Annotated in this window: 16 protein-coding genes and 1 pseudogene; 5 read left to right on the forward strand and 12 right to left on the reverse strand. The window is 64.6% G+C overall.

Annotation, left to right across the window (positions count from 1 at the left end; genetic code table 11):
* Positions 1-22 precede the first annotated feature (22 nt).
* Positions 23-1,294 carry a lipid IV(A) 3-deoxy-D-manno-octulosonic acid transferase gene (gene waaA, locus P5705_RS09560; protein WP_277460580.1) on the reverse strand — a complete coding sequence of 424 codons (1,272 nt, stop codon included), beginning with the start codon at positions 1,292-1,294 and terminating at the stop codon, positions 23-25.
* A gap of 38 nt (positions 1,295-1,332) precedes the next feature.
* A complete protein-coding gene (locus P5705_RS09565) occupies positions 1,333-2,223 on the reverse strand; it encodes a LysR family transcriptional regulator (RefSeq protein ID WP_277460581.1) in 891 nt (296 codons plus the stop codon).
* Between the two features lie 90 nt (positions 2,224-2,313).
* Between P5705_RS09565 and P5705_RS09570 the strand changes: the two genes are divergently transcribed.
* The 4 genes from P5705_RS09570 to P5705_RS09585 all read left to right on the forward strand — a co-directional run bounded on the left by P5705_RS09570 (position 2,314) and on the right by P5705_RS09585 (position 5,790).
* Positions 2,314-2,646: a DMT family transporter gene (locus P5705_RS09570; protein ID WP_011535981.1), complete on the forward strand. Its 333-nt coding sequence runs from the start codon at positions 2,314-2,316 to the stop codon at positions 2,644-2,646.
* Between the two features lie 153 nt (positions 2,647-2,799).
* Positions 2,800-3,975, forward strand: coding sequence for an NAD(P)/FAD-dependent oxidoreductase (locus P5705_RS09575; protein WP_277460583.1), 1,176 nt, complete (start codon positions 2,800-2,802; stop codon positions 3,973-3,975).
* Positions 3,972-4,784 (forward strand): aldo/keto reductase, encoded by an 813-nt coding sequence (locus P5705_RS09580; protein ID WP_277460584.1) that lies wholly within the window; start codon positions 3,972-3,974, stop codon positions 4,782-4,784. The genes P5705_RS09575 and P5705_RS09580 overlap by 4 nt, the downstream gene beginning before the upstream one ends.
* Positions 4,785-4,821: 37 nt before the next feature.
* The gene (locus tag P5705_RS09585; RefSeq protein ID WP_277460585.1) at positions 4,822-5,790 is read left to right on the forward strand and encodes a metal ABC transporter ATPase; all 969 of its coding nucleotides are present in this window, start codon (positions 4,822-4,824) and stop codon (positions 5,788-5,790) included.
* A gap of 88 nt (positions 5,791-5,878) precedes the next feature.
* Here the strand turns inward: P5705_RS09585 and hldE are convergent, their stop codons facing one another.
* From hldE to P5705_RS09600, 3 genes and pseudogenes are all read right to left on the reverse strand, one after another.
* On the reverse strand, positions 5,879-7,300 hold the full coding sequence (gene hldE / locus P5705_RS09590) for a bifunctional D-glycero-beta-D-manno-heptose-7-phosphate kinase/D-glycero-beta-D-manno-heptose 1-phosphate adenylyltransferase HldE (protein ID WP_277460586.1): 1,422 nt from the start codon (positions 7,298-7,300) through the stop codon (positions 5,879-5,881).
* A 130-nt stretch (positions 7,301-7,430) separates the two neighbouring features.
* On the reverse strand, positions 7,431-9,239 hold the full coding sequence (gene msbA, locus P5705_RS09595; protein WP_277460587.1) for a lipid A export permease/ATP-binding protein MsbA: 1,809 nt from the start codon (positions 9,237-9,239) through the stop codon (positions 7,431-7,433).
* 18 nt (positions 9,240-9,257) lie between these two features.
* Positions 9,258-10,429 (reverse strand): annotated as a pseudogene (locus P5705_RS09600) (O-antigen ligase family protein); the annotation flags it as partial.
* A 104-nt stretch (positions 10,430-10,533) separates the two neighbouring features.
* Here P5705_RS09600 and P5705_RS09605 point away from each other — a divergent pair.
* Positions 10,534-11,139 carry a toluene tolerance protein gene (locus tag P5705_RS09605; protein ID WP_277460589.1) on the forward strand — a complete coding sequence of 202 codons (606 nt, stop codon included), beginning with the start codon at positions 10,534-10,536 and terminating at the stop codon, positions 11,137-11,139.
* Between the two features lie 3 nt (positions 11,140-11,142).
* Here the strand turns inward: P5705_RS09605 and P5705_RS09610 are convergent, their stop codons facing one another.
* From P5705_RS09610 to P5705_RS09640, 7 genes are all read right to left on the reverse strand, one after another.
* The gene (locus P5705_RS09610; protein WP_277460633.1) at positions 11,143-12,231 is read right to left on the reverse strand and encodes a glycosyltransferase; all 1,089 of its coding nucleotides are present in this window, start codon (positions 12,229-12,231) and stop codon (positions 11,143-11,145) included.
* 47 nt (positions 12,232-12,278) lie between these two features.
* Positions 12,279-13,052 (reverse strand): glycosyltransferase family 2 protein, encoded by a 774-nt coding sequence (locus tag P5705_RS09615; RefSeq protein WP_277460590.1) that lies wholly within the window; start codon positions 13,050-13,052, stop codon positions 12,279-12,281.
* Positions 13,053-13,114: 62 nt separating this feature from the next.
* A complete protein-coding gene (locus tag P5705_RS09620) occupies positions 13,115-14,071 on the reverse strand; it encodes a glycosyltransferase (protein WP_277460591.1) in 957 nt (318 codons plus the stop codon).
* A gap of 16 nt (positions 14,072-14,087) precedes the next feature.
* Entirely contained in the window at positions 14,088-15,491 is a 1,404-nt protein-coding gene (locus P5705_RS09625; RefSeq protein WP_277460592.1) for a PIG-L deacetylase family protein, read from the reverse strand.
* Positions 15,488-16,384: an antimicrobial resistance protein Mig-14 gene (locus P5705_RS09630; protein ID WP_277460593.1), complete on the reverse strand. Its 897-nt coding sequence runs from the start codon at positions 16,382-16,384 to the stop codon at positions 15,488-15,490. Before P5705_RS09630 ends, P5705_RS09625 begins: the two co-directional genes overlap by 4 nt.
* Positions 16,384-17,514 carry a glycosyltransferase gene (locus tag P5705_RS09635; protein ID WP_277460595.1) on the reverse strand — a complete coding sequence of 377 codons (1,131 nt, stop codon included), beginning with the start codon at positions 17,512-17,514 and terminating at the stop codon, positions 16,384-16,386. The genes P5705_RS09630 and P5705_RS09635 overlap by 1 nt, the downstream gene beginning before the upstream one ends.
* On the reverse strand, positions 17,498-19,255 hold the full coding sequence (locus P5705_RS09640; protein WP_277460596.1) for a carbamoyltransferase family protein: 1,758 nt from the start codon (positions 19,253-19,255) through the stop codon (positions 17,498-17,500). The genes P5705_RS09635 and P5705_RS09640 overlap by 17 nt, the downstream gene beginning before the upstream one ends.
* Positions 19,256-19,284 lie beyond the last annotated feature (29 nt).

The following is a 19,284-nucleotide window of genomic DNA, read 5'->3' on the forward strand; positions in this document are numbered from 1 at the left end:
GCAAAGCGCTCTCAAAACGTTTCTATTTCAACAGTCTTGCCAGCCCATCCAGCAAACGCTGCAGCGCGCCCTGATTGGCCTGCATCACCGCCCTGCCCGCCTCGCCCATGCGCCGGGCATCCTGGGGCAGCTCCACCAGTCGGCGCACTGCCCCCGCCAGCCCGTCGGCGTCATCCACCTGCTGCAACGCTCCCGCCTGGCGCAGCATCGCGCTGATCTCGAGGAAGTTGAACACGTGCGGCCCCATGAGCACCGGCAACGCCAATGCCGCTGGCTCCAACGGGTTGTGCCCGCCCGTGGGCACCAGGCTGCCGCCGACGAAGGCGATGTCAGCCAGGGCATAGAGGAACAGCAACTCGCCCATGGTGTCACCCAGCAACACCTGGGTCTGCGCCGCCACCGGCTCGCCTAGCGAGCGGCGTACCGTGGCGAACTGCTCGGCGCACTGGGCATGCACCGCGTCGAACCGCTCGGGATGACGTGGCACCAGGATCAGCAGCGCATCACTGTGCACCTGCAACAATTGCTGGTGGGCAGCGAGAATCAGCGCATCCTCACCGTCATGGGTACTGGCGGCGATCCACACCGGGCGCTGGGTCGCGCCCCACTGCCCACGCAGCTCACGGGCACGCGGCAACAACTGCTCGTCGACCTTCAGGTCGAACTTGATCGAGCCGGTCACTTGCACGCACTCGGCGCGGGCACCCAGGCTGCGAAAACGCTCGGCCTCGGTCTCGGTCTGCACCGCGATCAGGCTCATTTCCTCTAGCATCGGTCGGGTCAGGCCGGCGAAACGGGCATAGCCCCGCGCCGAACGCTCGGACAGCCGCGCATTGGCCAACGCCACCGGAATGCCGCGCTTCGCGCACTGATGGATGTGGTTGGGCCATAGCTCGGTTTCCATGATGACGCCCAGCTTCGGCCGCACATGGTCGAGGAAGCGCCCCGCCGCCCACGGCAGGTCATAGGGCAGGTAGCAGTGCTGCACCCGCGGCTCGTTGGCGAACATCGCGTGGATCCGCTCGGACCCGGTCGGGGTCATGCAGGTGAGCGTGATGGGCAGGTCCGGGTACTGCGCGAGCAGGGCGCGAACCATCGGTGCGGCGGCGATGCTCTCGCCCACCGAGACCGCATGCACCCAGATGCCCCCCTGGCGCAGCGGCGGCAACTGCCAGGCGAAGCGCTCGGCAATGCGCGCACGATAGGCCGGCGCCTTGCGCCCGCGCAGGAACAGGCGCAGCGCGACCAGCGGCAGGCCCAAGTGAAACAGCAGGGTATAGAGGGTTCTGTTCATGGCGGCGGAGTTTACTAGGAACCGCGCGAAAAGGCCTGTCAGCCAATCGCTTGCAAGTGCACGGCGAAGCGCTCGGCCAGCCATTGGGCGGCTGGGCCCAGTGGTTCGTCGCGGCGCCAGGCCAGCTCCGCGACCAGGGCCGGCGGGCGCCACTCGCTGTCCAGCTCGACCATCTGCGCCTGGTAGGTGGGGTACTGCACCACATGCCGGGGCAGCCAGGCCCACCCCAGGCCGCGCATCAGCAACTCGGCCATGGCGTAGAAGCTGTCGGCGCGCCAGACCTGCGGGCTGATCGCCTCGCCACCGGGGTAGCCGCTTTGCTGGGGAGTGATCAGCAACTGGCGATGACGCGCCAATTGCTGGCGGCTGACCTTGGCCAGGCTCGCCAGTGGATGGTCGACGGCACACACCGTGACCATCTCGACACTGCCCAGCGCGCGGCGCTCGAGCGAAGCCGGAATGCTTTCGTGATGGAAGAACAGGCCAAGGTCGGCGCGCCGCTCCACCAGCTTGCGTGCCACATCACCCTGGGCACCACTGGCCAGCTGGACCTCGAGATAGGGGTAGCGAGCCGCCAACTCGTCGAGGCTGTCGATCACCGGCTGGTACGGCATGGCCTCGTCCTGAGCCACTCGCAGCAAGGCTTCCTGGCCGCGCATCAACGCCAGCGCCCTACCATCGAGGCGTTCGCACTGGCGCAGCAGTTCGCGGGCATCCTCCAGCAGTGCCGCGCCGCTTTCGGTCAGCCGGGGCTGGCGTCCGCTGCTGCGCTCGAACAGCGCCACGCCCAAGTCCGCCTCCAACAAGGCGATGGCGTTGCTTACCGCCGACTGTGCCCTGCGTTGCTCGCGCGCCACGGCGGAAAACGAACGCAGTTCCGCCGTGCGCACGAACAGCCGCAGTTGTTCCAGGTTCCAATGCTCCGCCATGACCAACCCATCTCCAGATCAGATAGGTAATGACTTTACCGCACCTGGGCATCCTCTAGAATGCACAGCCAGCAACGGAGGACCCGCCCCATGAACGCCTATACCTATCTCGCCATCGCCATCTGCGCCGAAGTCATCGCCACCGCCTCCATGAAAGCGGTCAAGGGGCTGAGCACGCCGCTGCCGCTGCTGTTGATGATCTGTGGCTACGGGGTGGCGTTCTGGATGCTGACCCTGGTGGTACGCAGCATTCCGGTGGGCATCGCCTATGCGATCTGGTCGGGGCTGGGCATCGTGCTGATCAGCGTCGCGGCCCTGGTGATCTACGGGCAGAAGCTGGATGTCCCGGCGATGCTGGGCATGGCCATGATCGTCGGCGGCGTGGTAGTGATCCAGGTGTTCTCCAACACCGCCGGGCACTGACCCCGCGCCCCTGTAGGAGCCAGCCTTGCTGGCGAACGCACCCGCCCTCTGGCAAGGCTTGCGCCTTGCATCGCCAGCAAGGCTGGCTCCTACAAGCTGGTCGAGGGCTTAGCCTGTATACTGCGCACCTGTCCCAGCTTTCGAGGTGCCCGCATGCCATCCGCCATTTCCACTGACGTGCTGATCGTCGGCGCCGGGGTCGCAGGCCTCTGGCTCAACGCCCGCCTGCGCCGCCTGGGCTATTCGACAGTACTGGTGGAGCGTGCCAGCCTGGGCGGCGAGCAGACCATCAAGTCGCAGGGGATCATCCACGGCGGCACCAAGTACGCCCTGCACGGCGCCCTGACCGGCGCCTCCGAGGCCATCGCCGACATGCCGCGGCGCTGGCGCGAAGCGCTGGCCGGCAACGGCGAGCTGGACCTGGCGGGCACCCGCCTGCTGTCCGACGCCCATTATCTCTGGTCCCCCGGCACCCTGGCCGGCAACCTCACCAGCTTCTTCGCCAGCAAGGCCGTGCGCGGCCGGGTCGACCAGGTCAAGGGCGAGCAACTGCCCCCGGCGCTGCAGGACCGGGCATTCAAAGGCAAGGTCTACCGCCTGGCCGAACTGGTCATCGACGTGCCCAGCCTGCTGGCCAACCTCGCACAACTGGCCGGCGACAGCCTGCTGGCAGGCGAACAGATCGAGCCGCTGCGCGAGGGCGACGAACTGGCCGGGCTGCGTGTCGACGGTCGCGAGATCCGCGCCCAGCGCATCGTCCTCAGCGCCGGTGGCGGCACGGCGGACCTGCTGCATGCGCTGGGCCTCGAGCAGCCCGCCATGCAGCGCCGTCCGCTGCACATGGTCCTGGCCAAGGGGCCCAACCTCAAACCGCTGTACGCCCACTGCCTGGGCGGTGGCCCCAAGCCACGCATCACCGTGACCACCCACCCGGCCGCCGACGGCCAGTGGGTGTGGTACCTCGGTGGCGACATCGCCGAAGCCGACGGTGTGGCCCGCGAGCCCGCCGCGCAGATCGCTGCGGCGCAGAAGGAAGTCGCCGGCCTGTTGCCCTGGGTCGACCAGAGCCAGGTACGCTGGGCCACCCTGCGGGTCGACCGCGCCGAACCCGCGCAATCGGGCCTGGTTCGCCCGGACAACGCCTTCCTCGCCGAACAGCGTCGCCTGCTGGTGGGCTGGCCGACCAAACTGGCTTTGGCGCCGGACTTCGCCGACCGTGTGCTGGCCAGCTTCGAACGCGATGGCATCCACCCCTCGGCACAGCCGGACTTGGCCGGCCTGCCGCGCCCACCGCTGGGTGTACCGGCCTGGGAGCAACTGCTGCCATGAGCCTGCCAACCTTGCACGACCATCATCGTCCCCTGGGCAGTACCGGCCTGCGCGTATCGCCCCTGGGCCTGGGCACGGTCAAGCTGGGCCGCGACCAGGGGGTGAAATACCCCAACGGTTTCACCATCCCCGATGACGAAACCGTCCGTCTGCTGCTCGGGCAGGCGCGCGATCTGGGGATCAACCTGCTCGACACCGCCCCGGCCTATGGCCGCAGCGAGGAGCGCCTGGGCCCGCTGCTGCGCGGCCAGCGCGACGAATGGGTGATCGTCAGCAAGGTGGGTGAAGAGTTCGACGACGGTCAGTCGCATTTCGATTTCAGCGCCGCCCACACCCGCCGCTCTGTCGAGCGCAGCCTCAAGCGCCTGGAAACCGACCGTATCGAACTGGTGCTGGTGCACTCCGACGGCAACGACCTGGCGATCCTCGAGCATGAAGCCGTGTATGAAACCCTCGCCGCGCTCAAGCAGGAGGGCAAGATTCTCGGCTATGGTTTCTCCGGCAAGACCGTTGCCGGCGGCCTGAAAGCCTTGGAGCAGGGCGACTGCGCCATGGTCACCTACAACCTCAACGAGCAGGCGGAACGGCCGGTGCTGGACTACGCTGCCGAGCACGGCAAGGCGATCCTGGTGAAGAAGGCTCTGGCCAGCGGGCACATCTGCCTGGCGCCCGGCGTCGACCCGGTACAGGCCAGCTTCGAGCTGCTGTTTGCCCACCCAGGCGTCAACAGTGCCATTGTCGGCACCATCAACCCGGTTCACCTGGCCCACAACGTGGCCACCGTCGCCCGCATCCTGGGTCGCCACTGAGCCGCCCGGGCGGGGGCCCATCGCAAGGAGGAGCCTCGTGCCGCGTACGCTGATCCGCAAGAACCCGAGCAACTTCAAGACCCTGCCCCTGCATGTGGAGGCCACGCCAGATGGCCTCACCTACCAGAGCATCGGCATGCCGCTGAACTTCGCCCAGACGCTGCAGCGGCGCAAGGCGATTCAGTTGGAGAACAGCGACCACTTCGTGGCCGAGCTGGCCAACCTGGGCGTGTCGGTACGCCTGACGTTACATTGGCATGGCCGCGACTATTGGGTGCTTGTGCGTCAACGCCGCCAGGATCGCGGCGATGTGGTGCTGAAACTGATCTCTGGCTATGTGCCCGCCCACGAACTGAACCTACCCCTGCATACGGCGATTCAGGAAGTAGCCGAGGAGTGTCTGCTGGAAACCCCGGAAGGCTGGCTGGGTGGACGCTTCAATGACACCTGGTTGCCAGCGCCCTACTCCGACGCCCTGCATTATCGAGAGGCCCTGCCTTTCGTCCTGACACCGGCCTCGGGAGCAGCCCGCCCCGTGCACTGTGGCAACCTGATGTTGCTGGAGCGGCCACACGCCTATGTGCACTTGCCCACCGCCTCGTTGCAACTGATCTACGACTTGCGCCTTGAAATACCCAGGGAAGCCAAGTCACTGAGCTTGTTCCATGTCGACGAACGGCTGGAAGGTGATCAACTGGTGGCACGGCTCGATCGAAAGCGTCCGGACCTGTACCTGATGCCCTTGCAGGATGGCAAGCCACTGGCAGAGCTCTATACCGTGAAGAAGGACCAACTGTTACCGGCCAGCACGCGCGGGTTATGGCTGGCAGAGAGCTTTGCTCGCCAGGAAGGCTGGATCGTGCGGGATGAGCGGGTGCGCTGGAAGCAATGGTTGAAGGACCAAGGGCTGGTCGAAAGCAGGACGGCGCCGGCGTCGCATCTGGAGCGCTTCAGTGACAAGGCGCGGGCCCTGCTGGAGCGGGCGCGCACCTCGCTGCACAAGTAGGTCGCCCTCTGTAGGAGCCAGCCTTGCTGGCGAACGCTGCGCAGATGCCGGTTCGCCAGCAAGGCTGGCTCCTACAGGAAGGTCGATGTCAGTGCTTGCGGATCTTCTCGACGATGGCCGTGGTCGAGCTGTTTTCCACCAGCCCCAGCACCTTCACCGTGCCGCCATAGGCCTTGACGATATCGGCGCCGACCACCTGGTCGATGCCATAGTCGCCGCCCTTGACCAACACGTCCGGCTTGACCTGGCGCAGCAGGTTTTCCGGCGTGGCTTCGGGGAAGCTGATCACCCAGTCCACCGCCCCCAGGCCAGCCAGCACGGCCATGCGCCGGTCGACGCTGTTGATCGGCCGGCCTGGCCCTTTCAGGCGGCTGACCGAGGCATCGTCGTTGATCGCGACGATCAGGCGGTCGCCCTGGGCGCGTGCCTGCTCCAGGTAAGTTACGTGGCCCGCGTGAAGAATATCGAAGCAGCCGTTGGTGAAGACGATTGTCTCGTTGTGCGCGCGGGCATCGTCGATGGCCAGCAACAGCTGCTCCAGGCTCAGCACCCCACGCTCCGAACCCTCTTCGCGCTGGATGGCCCGGCGCAGTTCAGGGGCACTGATGGCGGCGGTACCGAGCTTGCCAACCACGATGCCGGCCGCCAGGTTGGCCAGGGCGACCGCATGGGGCAGGTCCTCGCCAGCGGCAATGGCGGCGGCAAGGGTCGAGATCACGGTATCACCGGCACCGGTCACATCGAACACTTCACGGGCACGGGCCGGCAGGTGCAGGGCGGGATGGCCGACGCGCAACAAGGTCATGCCATGCTCGCCACGGGTCACCAGCAAGGCGCCAAGGTCCAGCTCTTCCAGCAGCTTCAAGCCTTTGGCGACCAGCTCAGACTCGTCGGCGCAGCGCCCGACGATCGTTTCGAACTCGCTCAGGTTCGGGGTGATCAGGCTGGCGCCACGGTAGATCGAGAAGTCCTTGCCCTTGGGGTCGGCCAGGACCGGGATCTGCTTCTGGCGAGCGGCCTGGATCAGTGCCTGATGATTGCGCAGCGCACCCTTGCCATAGTCAGAGAGGACCAGGACCTTGACACCTTCGAGCAGCGCTTCGACTTCCTCCCCCAGCGACAAGGGGTCGGTGGCGAAAGGCTCTTCGAAATCGATGCGCAGCAACTGCTGGTGCCGGCTCATGACCCGCAGCTTGACGATGGTCGGCTGGTGGGCGATGCGCTGGAAGATCGAACGCACGCCGGCGGCCTGCAGGCTGTTGGCGAGGCTGTCGGCAGCCTCGTCCTGACCGGTGACACCGACCAGCGAGGCGGGCGCGCCGAGGGCGGCAATGTTCAAGGCCACGTTGGCCGCGCCACCGGGGCGATCCTCGATCTGGTCGACCTTGACCACCGGCACTGGCGCCTCGGGCGAAATACGTGAAGTACCGCCATGCCAGTAGCGGTCGAGCATGACATCGCCGACCACCAATACCGGGGCTTGATCGAAACGCGGCATGGACAACTTCATGGGCAACCCATATGAAAAAGTGAACAGGGGCAGGATATTAGCACAGGGGCGAGGATGGCTTTACGGCCACCTGCATCTGAACTCATCGTGGTGATGATCGGGGCCTTGCAGACCCCGAATATCGGAGGGGTCAGGTGATGTCGGCGTTTTCCGGCGCATCCAGCCCCATGGCGTGCAGGCGGGCATAATAGCCATTGGCCGCGAGCAGCTCGGTGTGGGTGCCGCGCTCCACCAAGCGGCCCTGGTCCATCACCAGGATCATGTCTGCCTTCTCGATGGTCGACAGCCGGTGGGCGATCACCAGCGTGGTGCGCCCCTGCATGACATGATCCAGGGCTGCCTGGATATGGCGCTCGGACTCGGTGTCGAGGGCCGAGGTCGCCTCGTCGAGGATCAGCAATGGCGCGTTCTTCAGCAGTGCCCGGGCAATCGCCAGGCGCTGGCGCTGACCACCGGACAGCAGCACGCCGTTCTCGCCCACTTCAGTGTCGAAGCCTTTGGGCAACTGGTCGACGAACTCCTTGGCATAGGCATCCGCCGCCGCGGCCTCGATGTCCTCGCGCGGCGCACCGGCAAGGTCGCCGTAGGCGATGTTGTTGGCTACCGTGTCGTTGAACAGGGTCACATGCTGGGTCACCTGTGACACATGCTGGCGCAAGTTGCGCAGGCGATACTGCTCGATCTCCACGCCATCGAGCAGGATCTGCCCTTCGCTATGGTGATAGAAGCGCGGGATCAATGCCGCGAGCGTCGACTTGCCACTGCCGGAGCGCCCCACCAGGGCGATCATCTGGCCCGGCTCGGCGGTGAAGCTGATATCGCTGAGTACCTGGCGCTCGGTACCGGGGTAGGTGAAGCTGAGGTTGCGCACCTCCAGGCGACCCTCGACTCGCTGCTTCTCGACAGTACCGCTGTCGACCTCGGGCTGTTCGTCCAACTGCTCGAAGATGCTCTCGGCACCCGCCAGGCCCTTCTGGATGGTCGAGCTGACCTCGGAAAGCTGGCGAATAGGCTTGGGCAGCAGGCCGGCGGCGGTGATGTAGGCGACCAGGTCCCCGGCCGAGGCTTCGCCACGCAGGAACAACACCAGGAACATCAACACGGCCATGGCGGTGTAGATCACCAGTTGCAGCAGTGGCGTGTACAGGGCGCCGGTCTTGGTCATGCGCAGTTGCTTGTCGGTGTTGCTCTGGCTGGCCTTGTTGAAACGGCCTTCCTCGTAGCGCTCACCCCCGAAGCTGCGCACCACCCGGTAACCCTGGATGGTCTCGGAGGCGACATGGGTCACGTCGCCCATGGCCACCTGGATCTTCTTGCTCTGCTTGCGGAATTTCTTGCTGGCCGTGCTGACCATCACCGCGATGACCGGCAGGATGGCGAGCATCACCAACGTGAGTTGCCAGTTCATCCACAGCAGGTAGAGGAACAGGAACACCACCGTCAGGCCTTCGCGGATCACGACCTTGATCGCGTCGGTCGCCGCGCCGGTGACCATCGTCACATTGAAGGTGATACGCGAGATCAGGTGGCCGGAGTTGTGGTTGTCGAAATAGCGGTTGGGCAGCACCAGCAGCTTGTTGAACAGTTCGACACGCAGGTCATGCACCAGGCAGAGCGATACCTTGGCCAGGAAGTAGTTGCCCAGGAACGAGCCCAGGCCCTGCCAGGCGGCGATCAGGATGATCAGCAGCGGCACCGCCTGCAGCAATTGCAGGTCGCGCAAGTAGGGCACATTGGGGAACAGCACGGCCTCCGGGTTGCTCAGGCCGTCGACGAAGTACTTGAGGATCCCGGCCAGCATGGGCTGGGTGGAGGCGAAGATCACGAAGCCCACGATGCTCAGCAGGAAGATGCCGATGTAGGGTTTCACATAGCTCAGCAGCCTGAAGTAGATCTTCAGGCTGGAGGAGTTTTCCGCAGGGCGCGGTGTTTCGGCCATCGTCAAGCTCGCTGTACAGGTTGAACCGGTGATTTTACCACAGGCTTGTCAGCCGGCCGCGCTCCGGGCAACAACATCGCCAACCCCACCGGCAGCCAGCTGATGAACCATTCGGCTCGTGGCGTGCCCGTCAGGCTTGCGGCGTCGAACTGCATCGCCAGGGTGGAGAACACCCACAGGCTCAACAGCACCTTGCCGAACGGCGTCGAGCGCGCGCGGATGATCTCGCCCAGGGTGAACAGCCATACCGCGATCCACAGCAGCATGCCCGGCAGACCGAGTTCGACGGCAACATGGGTGAACATGTTGTGGGTATGGTCGAACTGCAGGCCGGCAGCCTCGACCCGATAGAACGCCCCCAGACCAAGCCCGGCCCAGGGATGCTCGGCGATCATTTGCAGGGACACCTGGAATATCTCCGGGCGGTACGACGAGCCCCGCTGCATGATCAAGTCATAAGCCATGTAGGTTGCGGCACTCCCCGCGACCAATACGCCCACGGCAAGGGCACCACTGTAGCGACTACGCAACCAGAGCGGCGCAAGCAGGACAGTAAGCGCCACCGACAGGAGCGCGCCACGGCTTTGAGTGAACGCGACAAACGCCCCCAGGCACGCGAGTGCCGCCAACCACCCCAATTGCAGCCCCCGATTACGAGGGCAGTCGTACAACAACCAGATGATCGCCGCGCCGATGACATAGGCACCGAGAATCGGGTGGGAGATCTCCCCGATCCCCTCAAGCCGGGCATTGAACGGATAGCCAATCACACTGTAGAAGCGAATGATCGATACCAGCGCCGCGATGGCCAGCAGCACCCCGCCAACGCGCAAAAGCACGCGGCAACGCCCCTCCCCCAACTGCGCCAGCAACGGGAAAGCCATCAGAAATACCAGGATGTACAGCAGGCGCTTGACTTCGCGCGAGCCTTCCTCGGTGGAGGACCAGACCAGCGTCATGGCACTCCAGGCCAGCAACAAGGCAATACTGGCCCACAAGGCACGCTGTCGGCGCCACGCCTGGGCGAACACGTGCCGGGCCGGCCAGGCCAGCAACAAGGTCGGTAACCACAGGAACAGCACCAGCCCCTGCTGGTACAGCTTGTTGCTCGGTGCCAGCGCAATCGCCGCCAGGAACCAGGCAAGCCCCAACCCCAACCAGGCTTGCACCCAGCGCTTTTCGTAGAACATCAGTCTCCCCCCGATGAATCGAACTCACACCCGCATGGCGCGTCCAGGTAATTTTCGGCATTATGGCCGGTCATTTTGCTTGCCCAGAAGACAAGGCCACCCCAATGCAATGCTCCCGGCTAACTCAGGTCGACTTCGATCAGCTGACACACGGCGCCAAGATTCTTGAAGCAGACAGCCATGGCGCCAAAGTCTACCTGCTCGGGGATGGAAACATCCTCAAGGTTTTTCGTCGCAAGCGCCTGATTTCATCCGCATTGCTACGACCGTATTCGCAACGCTTCGTCGACAACGCCCTTCACCTCACACAACTGGGCTTTCCAACCCTGGAGGTGATCAGCCATCACAAGCTGGCGCTGCCAGGCCGCACGGCCGTGCTCTACCGCCCGCTCCCGGGGCGAACCCTGCTACAGCTGTCGCGCGAGGGCAATTTCGATTGGGAGCAGCACTTGCCACGGCTGGTGGACCTGGTTCGCCGGATGCACCGTTCAGGCATCTACTTCCGCTCGCTGCACCTGGGCAATGTGGTGGAAACCCCCGAGGGGGTCCTGGGGTTGATCGACGTCGCTGACATGCGCTTCCTGCGCGCCCCGCTGTCGTTGCGGATGGTAAGGCGCAACGTTCGCCACATGGTGCGTTACATCGAGCGTGAACGGCTCGCCAACGAGTTCCCTCTGGAAGCGTTCGAGGCGGCGCTCTCGCAACACTGAGCCTCAGCGCTTCAGCAGGCCGGCCGAACCTTCCTTGAAAGCCTCCCATCGCTCTTGCGGTGCCATGGCCCGCCACTGCTCGCGGGCCTGGGCAGCCGCATCGCGCCGGCCACATTGGCCGATCGCGTCGGCCCAGGCAGCCAGATCACCAACGGGCAGGTAGCATCCCGCCTCGCCCAACTGCTCGCGAAACACCGGCAAGTCGCTGCAGAACACCGGTACGCCTGACAGCACGGCCTCCTGCACCACCAAGCCAAGCCCCTCCGAGCGGGAAGGCACCAACAACCAGTCGAATGCCGGGTACAGCCGGATCAGGTCATCACGATGCCCGCCGAAGTACACGCTACTCTCGACACCAAGGGTCTTGACCTGCGCCTCCAGCCGAGCGCGTAGCGGACCGTCGCCAAGAATGGCCAGACGCAAATCGGGTTGACGCTCCCGCACCTGGGCGAATGCCTCGATCAGCATTTCGAAGCCCTTGCCCTCGACCAGGCGCCCCACAGCGCCCAGCAAAGGCCCTTGCAGCGGAAGCGCCAGCGCCTGGCGAGCCCCTTCCCGACCCAGCAACTGCTGGGTGAATACCTGAGGGTCCAGGGCCATGCGCAAGGTGCCCACCGGGCAACCAAGCCCCTGTTCAAGCGAATGCGCCAACGTCGCGGAGACGGCCGCGATACTCAGTTGCTCGGGTGGCAGGCTGCGAAACAGCCTGACATCGCGTGTGCTCAGACGCGTCTTGCCGTGGAACAGCACGGTGACCCGCACATCCGGCATTTGCCGGACGAGCGGCAACAGCAGCCGGGCCACACCCAGTCCATCCAGCACCAGCAACTCCACCGACGCCTCGACCAACGCCTTGCGCAGGCGCCAACGGAGCCACGGCATCGCCAGCACGTAAGGCATGCGCCCCTTGAGTAGACGCTGCGGCAAATGCCAACTACGCACCTGCCCGAAACTGCTGCACAGACCGTCACCGAGCAACAACCAGTTGCAAACCTGCGCGCCCGAGTGCGCATGAACCAGAAGATCCCGATGGACCTTGTGTATGGACATGTACGGCGAACCGCCCGACCACATCACATTGACGATATTCAACGGCATTGCGCCCCTTCCAGGAGTCCGTGGGCCTCGTATGAGCCGTATCAATGGGCCAGGAAACCGATCCCCAGCCCAACCACCAGCCCGAGCAACGACGATAGCGCAAACTTCAACCGATCCCGTTGCCGACGGCGGACCTTGCGTTGAACCTCTTCCGGCACGGTCACGTGCATGCCGAAGCCAGTATGCAACACCGCGTCACCCTCAAGGGTCACGGCTGTCAGGTTCAACTCGGCATAACGACGTGACAGCGCCTTCTCACCAGAATAGGCCGCGTATGGCGCACAGCTTTGATAATCGCTCAAGCGCCGCAACCCCGGGTTGAGCGAGAAGGCCTGCCACTCGGCTTTCTCCGAGATCAGAGGGTAGCAAGGCACGCCAGCGATCACCTGGCGATCACCCAGGTGGATGTACGGGCTGTGGATGGCCAGGTCGTGGGCGTGGCTGCGCAGCCAGACCTGAAGCAGGTGCGGGCTGACTTCAAGTATTGCGCGGGAATCCTCGACGAACCCCGGGCGATAGAAGCGCCAGTCATCCTCGCAATGGAAGATGTACGGTGTCCGCACACGGCTGTAGGCCAGGTCGATCGACGCCAGTTGGCCCAGCTTGGGGCGGTTCACGAACACTGTGCAATGCCCTTTCCAGTGCTCCGGCACAGCGTCATGCACCGCATCGTTGCCCGAGTCTTCGGTGATGAAGACCTCACGGACCGTCGCGGTGTTGTACCGGTCAAAGCTTTCCAGGGTTTCCTTGAGCAGGTCGAAACGCCCGCAACTCGTCACCACCAAGGTGACATCACTTACATCGGAAAAACGCACGGGGTTCCCTCCGCCTCGCGGCAGGCACACTTCATGCCCATCGTGGATGGGCGAATCAAAATTCAGAATCCGAGCTGCAGGCGCAGGCGCTGCCATGGGGTCAGCGGTGGGTGAGGCCGCAGCGCGGGGCTCATGTGTTCGACAATGCTACGGCCGACCTGGGCAAAACTGAAGCGGGAAGTCGCCAGTTCACAACCTTTTACAGCTATGCGCGCCGCCAGTTCCGGCTCGTCGCGCAACCGGCGCAACTTGGCCTGCAATACCGGGATGCTGTCGTAGAGCACGACGTTGTGCATGTCCTCGAGGCCCAGGGCGCGGTTTTCCTGCTCACCTTGGTCATAGGCCAGCAGCACGCAACCGCAGGCCATTGCCTCGAAGTTCTTGATCATGTATTCGCCCATGCCCACATCGGCACTGACGAAGAAGCGGATGCGATTGAGCGTGTTGCAGTAGTCTTCGCCCGACTTGGTCCGGGTGACCACCAGGTTCTCCACTCGCCCCAGCTCGTCCAGCAGCGCCTTGCGACCGCTGTAGGCGACGCTGTTGGTGCTGCCCACGAACGCCAGCTCGATGTCGCGCTCGCGGCCCTGGTCGGTCAGCAATTGCTCGTCATAGCCCTTGGGCACGAACACCGCGTCGAAACCTTCCTGGCGCAGGCGCTCGCTGACCATGTAGCCGGAGCTGATGACCCGCGCCCACGGCAGCTTGCGGTAGTGCGCGCTGAACTTGCCGGTGTACTTGCAGGGGATGTAGTTCTGGTAGGCGTCATGCTCGAGAATCACCAGGTTGGGGATGCTGCGGATGAACGCCACCTGGCGGATTTCCTGCTTGAAACGCAGGAAGAACACGATGCGGTCGTAACGCGTGACATCCACCTCGCGCTTGAAATAACGGCGCAGGTTGCGCTGGTCCTCGCTGGACAGCCAGCGCAGGTCGCAGTCGCAGTTGGCCGCGACGCCGTCGTACAGGCGGTCGAGAATCGCCCGTTGTTCCTTCTGCACCAGAAATAGGACTTTCATTGCTTTCCTTGGGCGCTCACAAGTCGCGACGCCAGAACAGTTCATGTCGGCGCACCGCCTTGCGGAAGAACTCGTTCTCCCCGTACGGCGATGGGCGGCGCCCTGCCAGCCAGCGTTGCAACGCTCGGCGCAGGCGACGCTTGAAAGGGGGGGCAGGTTGCAAGTCGTGCATCATGCCCAGGGCCATGGCCTTGTCACGCTGGGTGTCGATGTCCAGCACCAGGCTGCAGGGCGCCCAGGCTTCAACGGCTTCCAGTTGCGGCGGCAAGGCCACGCCATCACCGCTGTCACCCATTGGCCAGCGGTCGTTGTCATGCAGGTGGTTGGCGTAGCACAGCAAGGTTTCAGGCTGCCACGCCAGGCCTTGCAGCGCTTCGAGCACCGCGGCCTGGGCACAGATGTGGTCCGGGTGCGGATCCAGCATCGGATGCGGCATCACCAGCACCTGGGGCCGCGCCATCTCGAGCAGGGCGCGCAGGTCGGCCAGCAGGTTGTGCCAGGTCGGCGCACCATCGGCATCGGCTGGCAGCGGGAACGGATTGAATCGGCGGAACGGGCGAATATCGGCCATGTCGGCCTCACGCGAGCCCATCGACTGATCCGGCGCGGCCTGCATGGCCGGCAGTTGCAGACAGAAGTAGCCCAACTGCACGCAACGCGACGCCGGCACGCCGGCCCAACGCGGAACGGCGATGCTGTCCCAGGCACGCAGGCGGCCCTTCAGCCTGGCTGCCTCGGCCTTGGCCAGACCCATGGCCTGATAATGTTCGGCCTCGATCTCACCGGCGGTCAGGGTGACCACCCAGGTTTCGTCGGCCTGGCTGTAGAGGCCGTAGGCCGCCAGCTCGGCGTCGTCGGCATGGGGAGCGATGACCATCACCCGGCGTTTGCGCAGTTCGACCGCGGGGGTTATCCACAAGCGCGGCGCGCCCTGCAATCGGCAATGCCGACCACGCAGGCGCAACGTGCCGGCCATAAGCGGTTCGGCCAACCCCGTCAGGTTGAGGAAGCGCGCCCCTTTGACGCCACGCTCGAACGTTTGCATGTCGCTGGCGGCCCCCGCCAGCAGCTCGACGCGAGGGTCGAGGAAACGACCGAGCCAACTGCTGCGGACACCGACTTCAAGGATCAGTGTCTCGTCACCCTGCAGCGCAACATCGGTTTGCAGAAGATCGCCCTGCAGGCTTGCTGCGGCTTCGCGAGTGTCCTCAGCGAAACGGTAGGCGTAATCTTCACCCGGCGAGTAGAACAGGTGATCGGCGAACCACGCTTCGTGCACTGCCCACAGCAGCGGCAGCAGCACCAGCGGCAACCACCAGGCCACGAGCACACCCAGGGCGACCAGCATCAGCAGGCCCGCCAGCAACCCCAGGCGCTTGTTACGCCGGTGGCGCTTGAGCAACTGCTGCTTGCGGCTCACGACTGGAACACCGGCACAGCGTTGCACCAACGGTCCTTGTATTCGCGATCGGCACGACCGAACGAGAATCGCAGTGCCTTGCCGCGAGCGTTGGCATCCTCCCAGGCGGCCTGGGTGTTGAGGAAGCTCAGCACGCTGCCCGGGCTGAAGGCCTTGGTTTCAGGGTCGACACCGCCATTGACGTACTCCACGCTGATCCACTCGGGCGCCTCGACCCGGTATACCAGCTGGATGGCAATGGCCGCCCCGTCGAGGAACAACACCGAGCCGATCAGCAGCTCGCGCAGGCGCTCGACCACCTCTGCCATACGTGCCGCGCCAGTGGCCGGGAAGCCCCAGCGACGCTGGAACAGGTCGCAGTACAGGGTAGCGATTTCGGTGGCAGTGAAGTCACTGATCGGGCGCACCTGGCCGCCCGCCTCTTCCAGCAGGCGCAGCTCGCGTCGCTGGTTGTAGCGAAACTTCTTTGAAAGGTCTTCGTGCGCACGGGCCATGGCCAACTGCTCGGGTTGCGCCTTCAGGCCACTGAAGCGCCCCTGGTTCAGTTCCGACAGGTAACGCCCGGCATGGCGCAACGGCGCCGCCGCGTCGGTGGCGGCCGGCAGGATGATCTCGGCGTTACCCAGGTCGAACAGGCCTTTCTTGCCGTGACGCTTGAGCACGTCCTTGGACAGCGCCAGATGGCGGCCCCAGGCCGGCAATGCGGCCTTGAGCTCACCGCCCTGCACCCAGCCGAGATAACGCACCGGGATCTGCGCGAGGTCGGCCAGTTGCTCGATTACCAGCGGATGCGTGGCCACGCTGCCACCGAAACGCTGCCAGGCCTCGTTGTAGGCGGCCGCGTCGATGACCTGCCAGCCGCGCTCGCGCCAGGCTTGAATGTGCTTGAGCATCAGGCCTCCGCCACCAGCGTGCGCACGTGCGGCAATTGCCAGAAGGCATCGCGTACCGCCTGGTCACTGAAGCGTTCATGCAGGCGCTGGAGCATATGCTGGGTGCACAACGCGCGCTGCTGCTCATCAAGCCCGGCCATATGTTTCAGGGCCTGAGCCAGGTGCGCGGCGTCGCCCAACGGGAACAACACGCCCACGCCCTCGACGACTTCGCGGGCGCCGCCGCAAGCGGTGGCCAGCACCGGCACGCCAGCGACCATCGCCTCGAGCAGGACCATCCCGAACGGTTCGTGGTCGGAGCTCAAGGCGAACACATCGAAGGCCTGGAAATAGCGACGGGCATCCGGCACCTGGCCGAGAAAGTCGACTTGAGCGGCAACCCCCAGCTCAGTTGCCTGTGCCTTGAGCTGCGCCTCCAGGCGCCCTTTGCCGAGGATCGCCAGGCGCGCACCGGCAGGCAGCCCCGGCAGCGCTTCGGCAAAGCCGCGCAGCAAGGTGGCCTGATCCTTGTCCGGGTGCAGGCGCCCGACATTACCCACGACCCAGGCCTGCTCATCCAGCCCCAGGGCCCGCCGTGCCTCGTCGCGCGGCACGAGGGTGGCCTGCAACGCCGCGACATCGATACGGTTGTACAGGGTCTGGATACGCTCGGCCGGCCACTGCGCCAGGCAACGGCGCATGTCGTCACGCACCGCATCCGACACCCCCAGCAGGCTCAGGCGCTTGCGGAACAGGTTGGCGAACAGGCGCCGCCCCTTGCGCTGGTAGTCGCCGAAGGCGTGATGTACGCCGATCACCGGCAAGCCGGTGGCCAGCAGTGCCACGTAGATCGGCTTGAAGCGATGAGCGATGCAGAAACTGAAATTGCGCTGCGCGGCGATCTTGCGCAGCGCCCGGATCGCGCCCAGCTTCAGGCCGCGCACGGCCTTGGAGCTGAACTCAAGAAACAGCACCTCGTCCGAGGCGCAGCCTGCCGCGACCTGCGCGTCGGCTGCTCCGGTGAGGAAGACGGTGGTGACCTTGTAGCCGCTGCCCTGGAACAGGCTGGCATATTGACGGGCGCAATCGAGGAACGGCCCGTCATAGCCATGGCAGAACTGCAGGATCCGTGGTTCAGAGCGGCTGGTCATACGGCGCCGCGCCATCCTTGACCACCAGGATATCTTCCATGATCAGGTACTGCAGGTCCGAGCCGAAGAACATGTTCAGGGCGTCGGTCGGCGAGCAGATCATGGGTTCGCCACGGCGGTTGAGCGAAGTGTTCAGCGACACGCCGTTGCCGGTCAGGTCTTCCAGCGCCTTCATCATGTCGTAGTAACGCGGGTTGTACTCGCGCTTGAGCACCTGGGCGCGGGACGTGCCGTCCTCGTGCACCACTTCCGGCACGCGGGTCTTCCACTCTTCAGCCACTTCGAAGGTGAAGGTCATGAACGGTGCCGGGTGGTCGATCTTGATCATCTGCGGCGCCACGGTGTCGAGCATCGACGGGCAGAAAGGCCTCCAGCGCTCGCGGAACTTGATCTGGTGGTTGATGCGGTCGGCCACGCCTTCCACGCTTGGGCAACCAATGATCGAGCGACCACCCAGGGCACGCGGGCCGAACTCCATGCGGCCCTGGAACCAGGCCACCGGGTTGCCATCGACCATGATCCTGGCGATCTGCTCAGGCATGTTCTCGAGCTTGCGCCATTTCGGTTGGCTCGGGTGGCGGGCACAGGCGGCGACCACGTCTTCGTTGGAGTATGCAGGGCCGAGGTAGACATGTTCCATCTTCTCGACCGGCACACCACGGGCGTGAGAAACGTAGGCTGCGGCACCCACCGCGGTACCGGCGTCACCGGAAGCCGGCTGGACGAACAGCTCTTTCACGTCGTCACGGGCGATGATCTTCTGGTTCAGCTTGACGTTCAGCGCACAGCCGCCGGCGAAGGCCAGCTTGCCGGTTTCCTTCAACGTGTCGCCCAGATAGTGATCGATCATCTGCAGGGCGAGTTTCTCGAACAGCGCCTGCATGCTCGCCGCGTAGTGGATGTAAGGTTCGTCGGCGATGTCGCCTTCGCGTTTCGGGCCCAGCCACTCGATCAGCTTGGGCGAGAAGTAGAAGCCCTTGCCTTTCTCTTTATAGCGACGCAGGCCGATGACGTTGGCGTACTCGGTGTTGATCACCAGTTCGCCGTTTTCGAAGCTGGCCAGGCGCGAGAAGTCGTACTTGCTGGCATCGCCGTACGGTGCCATGCCCATGACCTTGAACTCGCCGTCGAGCATCTCGAAGCCGAGGAATTCGGTGATCGCGCCATACAGGCCGCCCAGCGAGTCCGGGTCGAAGAATTCCTTGATCTTGTGGATCTTGCCGTTTTCGCCGTAGCCGAAGAAGGTGGTGGCGTACTCACCCTTGCCGTCGATACCGAGGATCGCGGTCTTCTCCTTGAAGCCCGAGCAGTGGTAGGCGCTGGAGGCGTGGGCGAGGTGGTGCTCGACCGGCTCGATCTTGATCTTCTTCGGGTCGAAGCCCAGTTGTTCCAGGCACCAGACGATCTTCTTGCGGTAGCGCTTGTAGCGACGGTTGCCCATCAGCAGCGCGTCGAGGGCGCGGTCCGGGGCGTACCAGTAGCGCTTGGCATAGTGCCAGCGGGCCTTGCCGAACAGGCTGATAGGCGCGAAGGGAATCGCCACCACGTCAACGTCCGATGGCTTGATGCCGGCCTGCTCCAGGCAGAACTTCGCCGACTCGTAGGGCATGCGGTTCTTCGCATGCTTGTCACGCACGAAGCGCTCTTCTTCGGCGGCGGCGATCAGCTTGCCGTCGATGTACAGGGCCGCGGAAGGGTCATGGCTAAGGGCGCCGGACAGGCCAAGAATCGTCAGTGCCAAGGGTCTAGCCTCTCAAATCGGTAGAAATG

The sequence above is a fragment of the Pseudomonas entomophila genome, from assembly GCF_029478665.1.
GTDB classification, from domain to species: Bacteria; Pseudomonadota; Gammaproteobacteria; order Pseudomonadales; family Pseudomonadaceae; genus Aquipseudomonas; species Aquipseudomonas entomophila_F.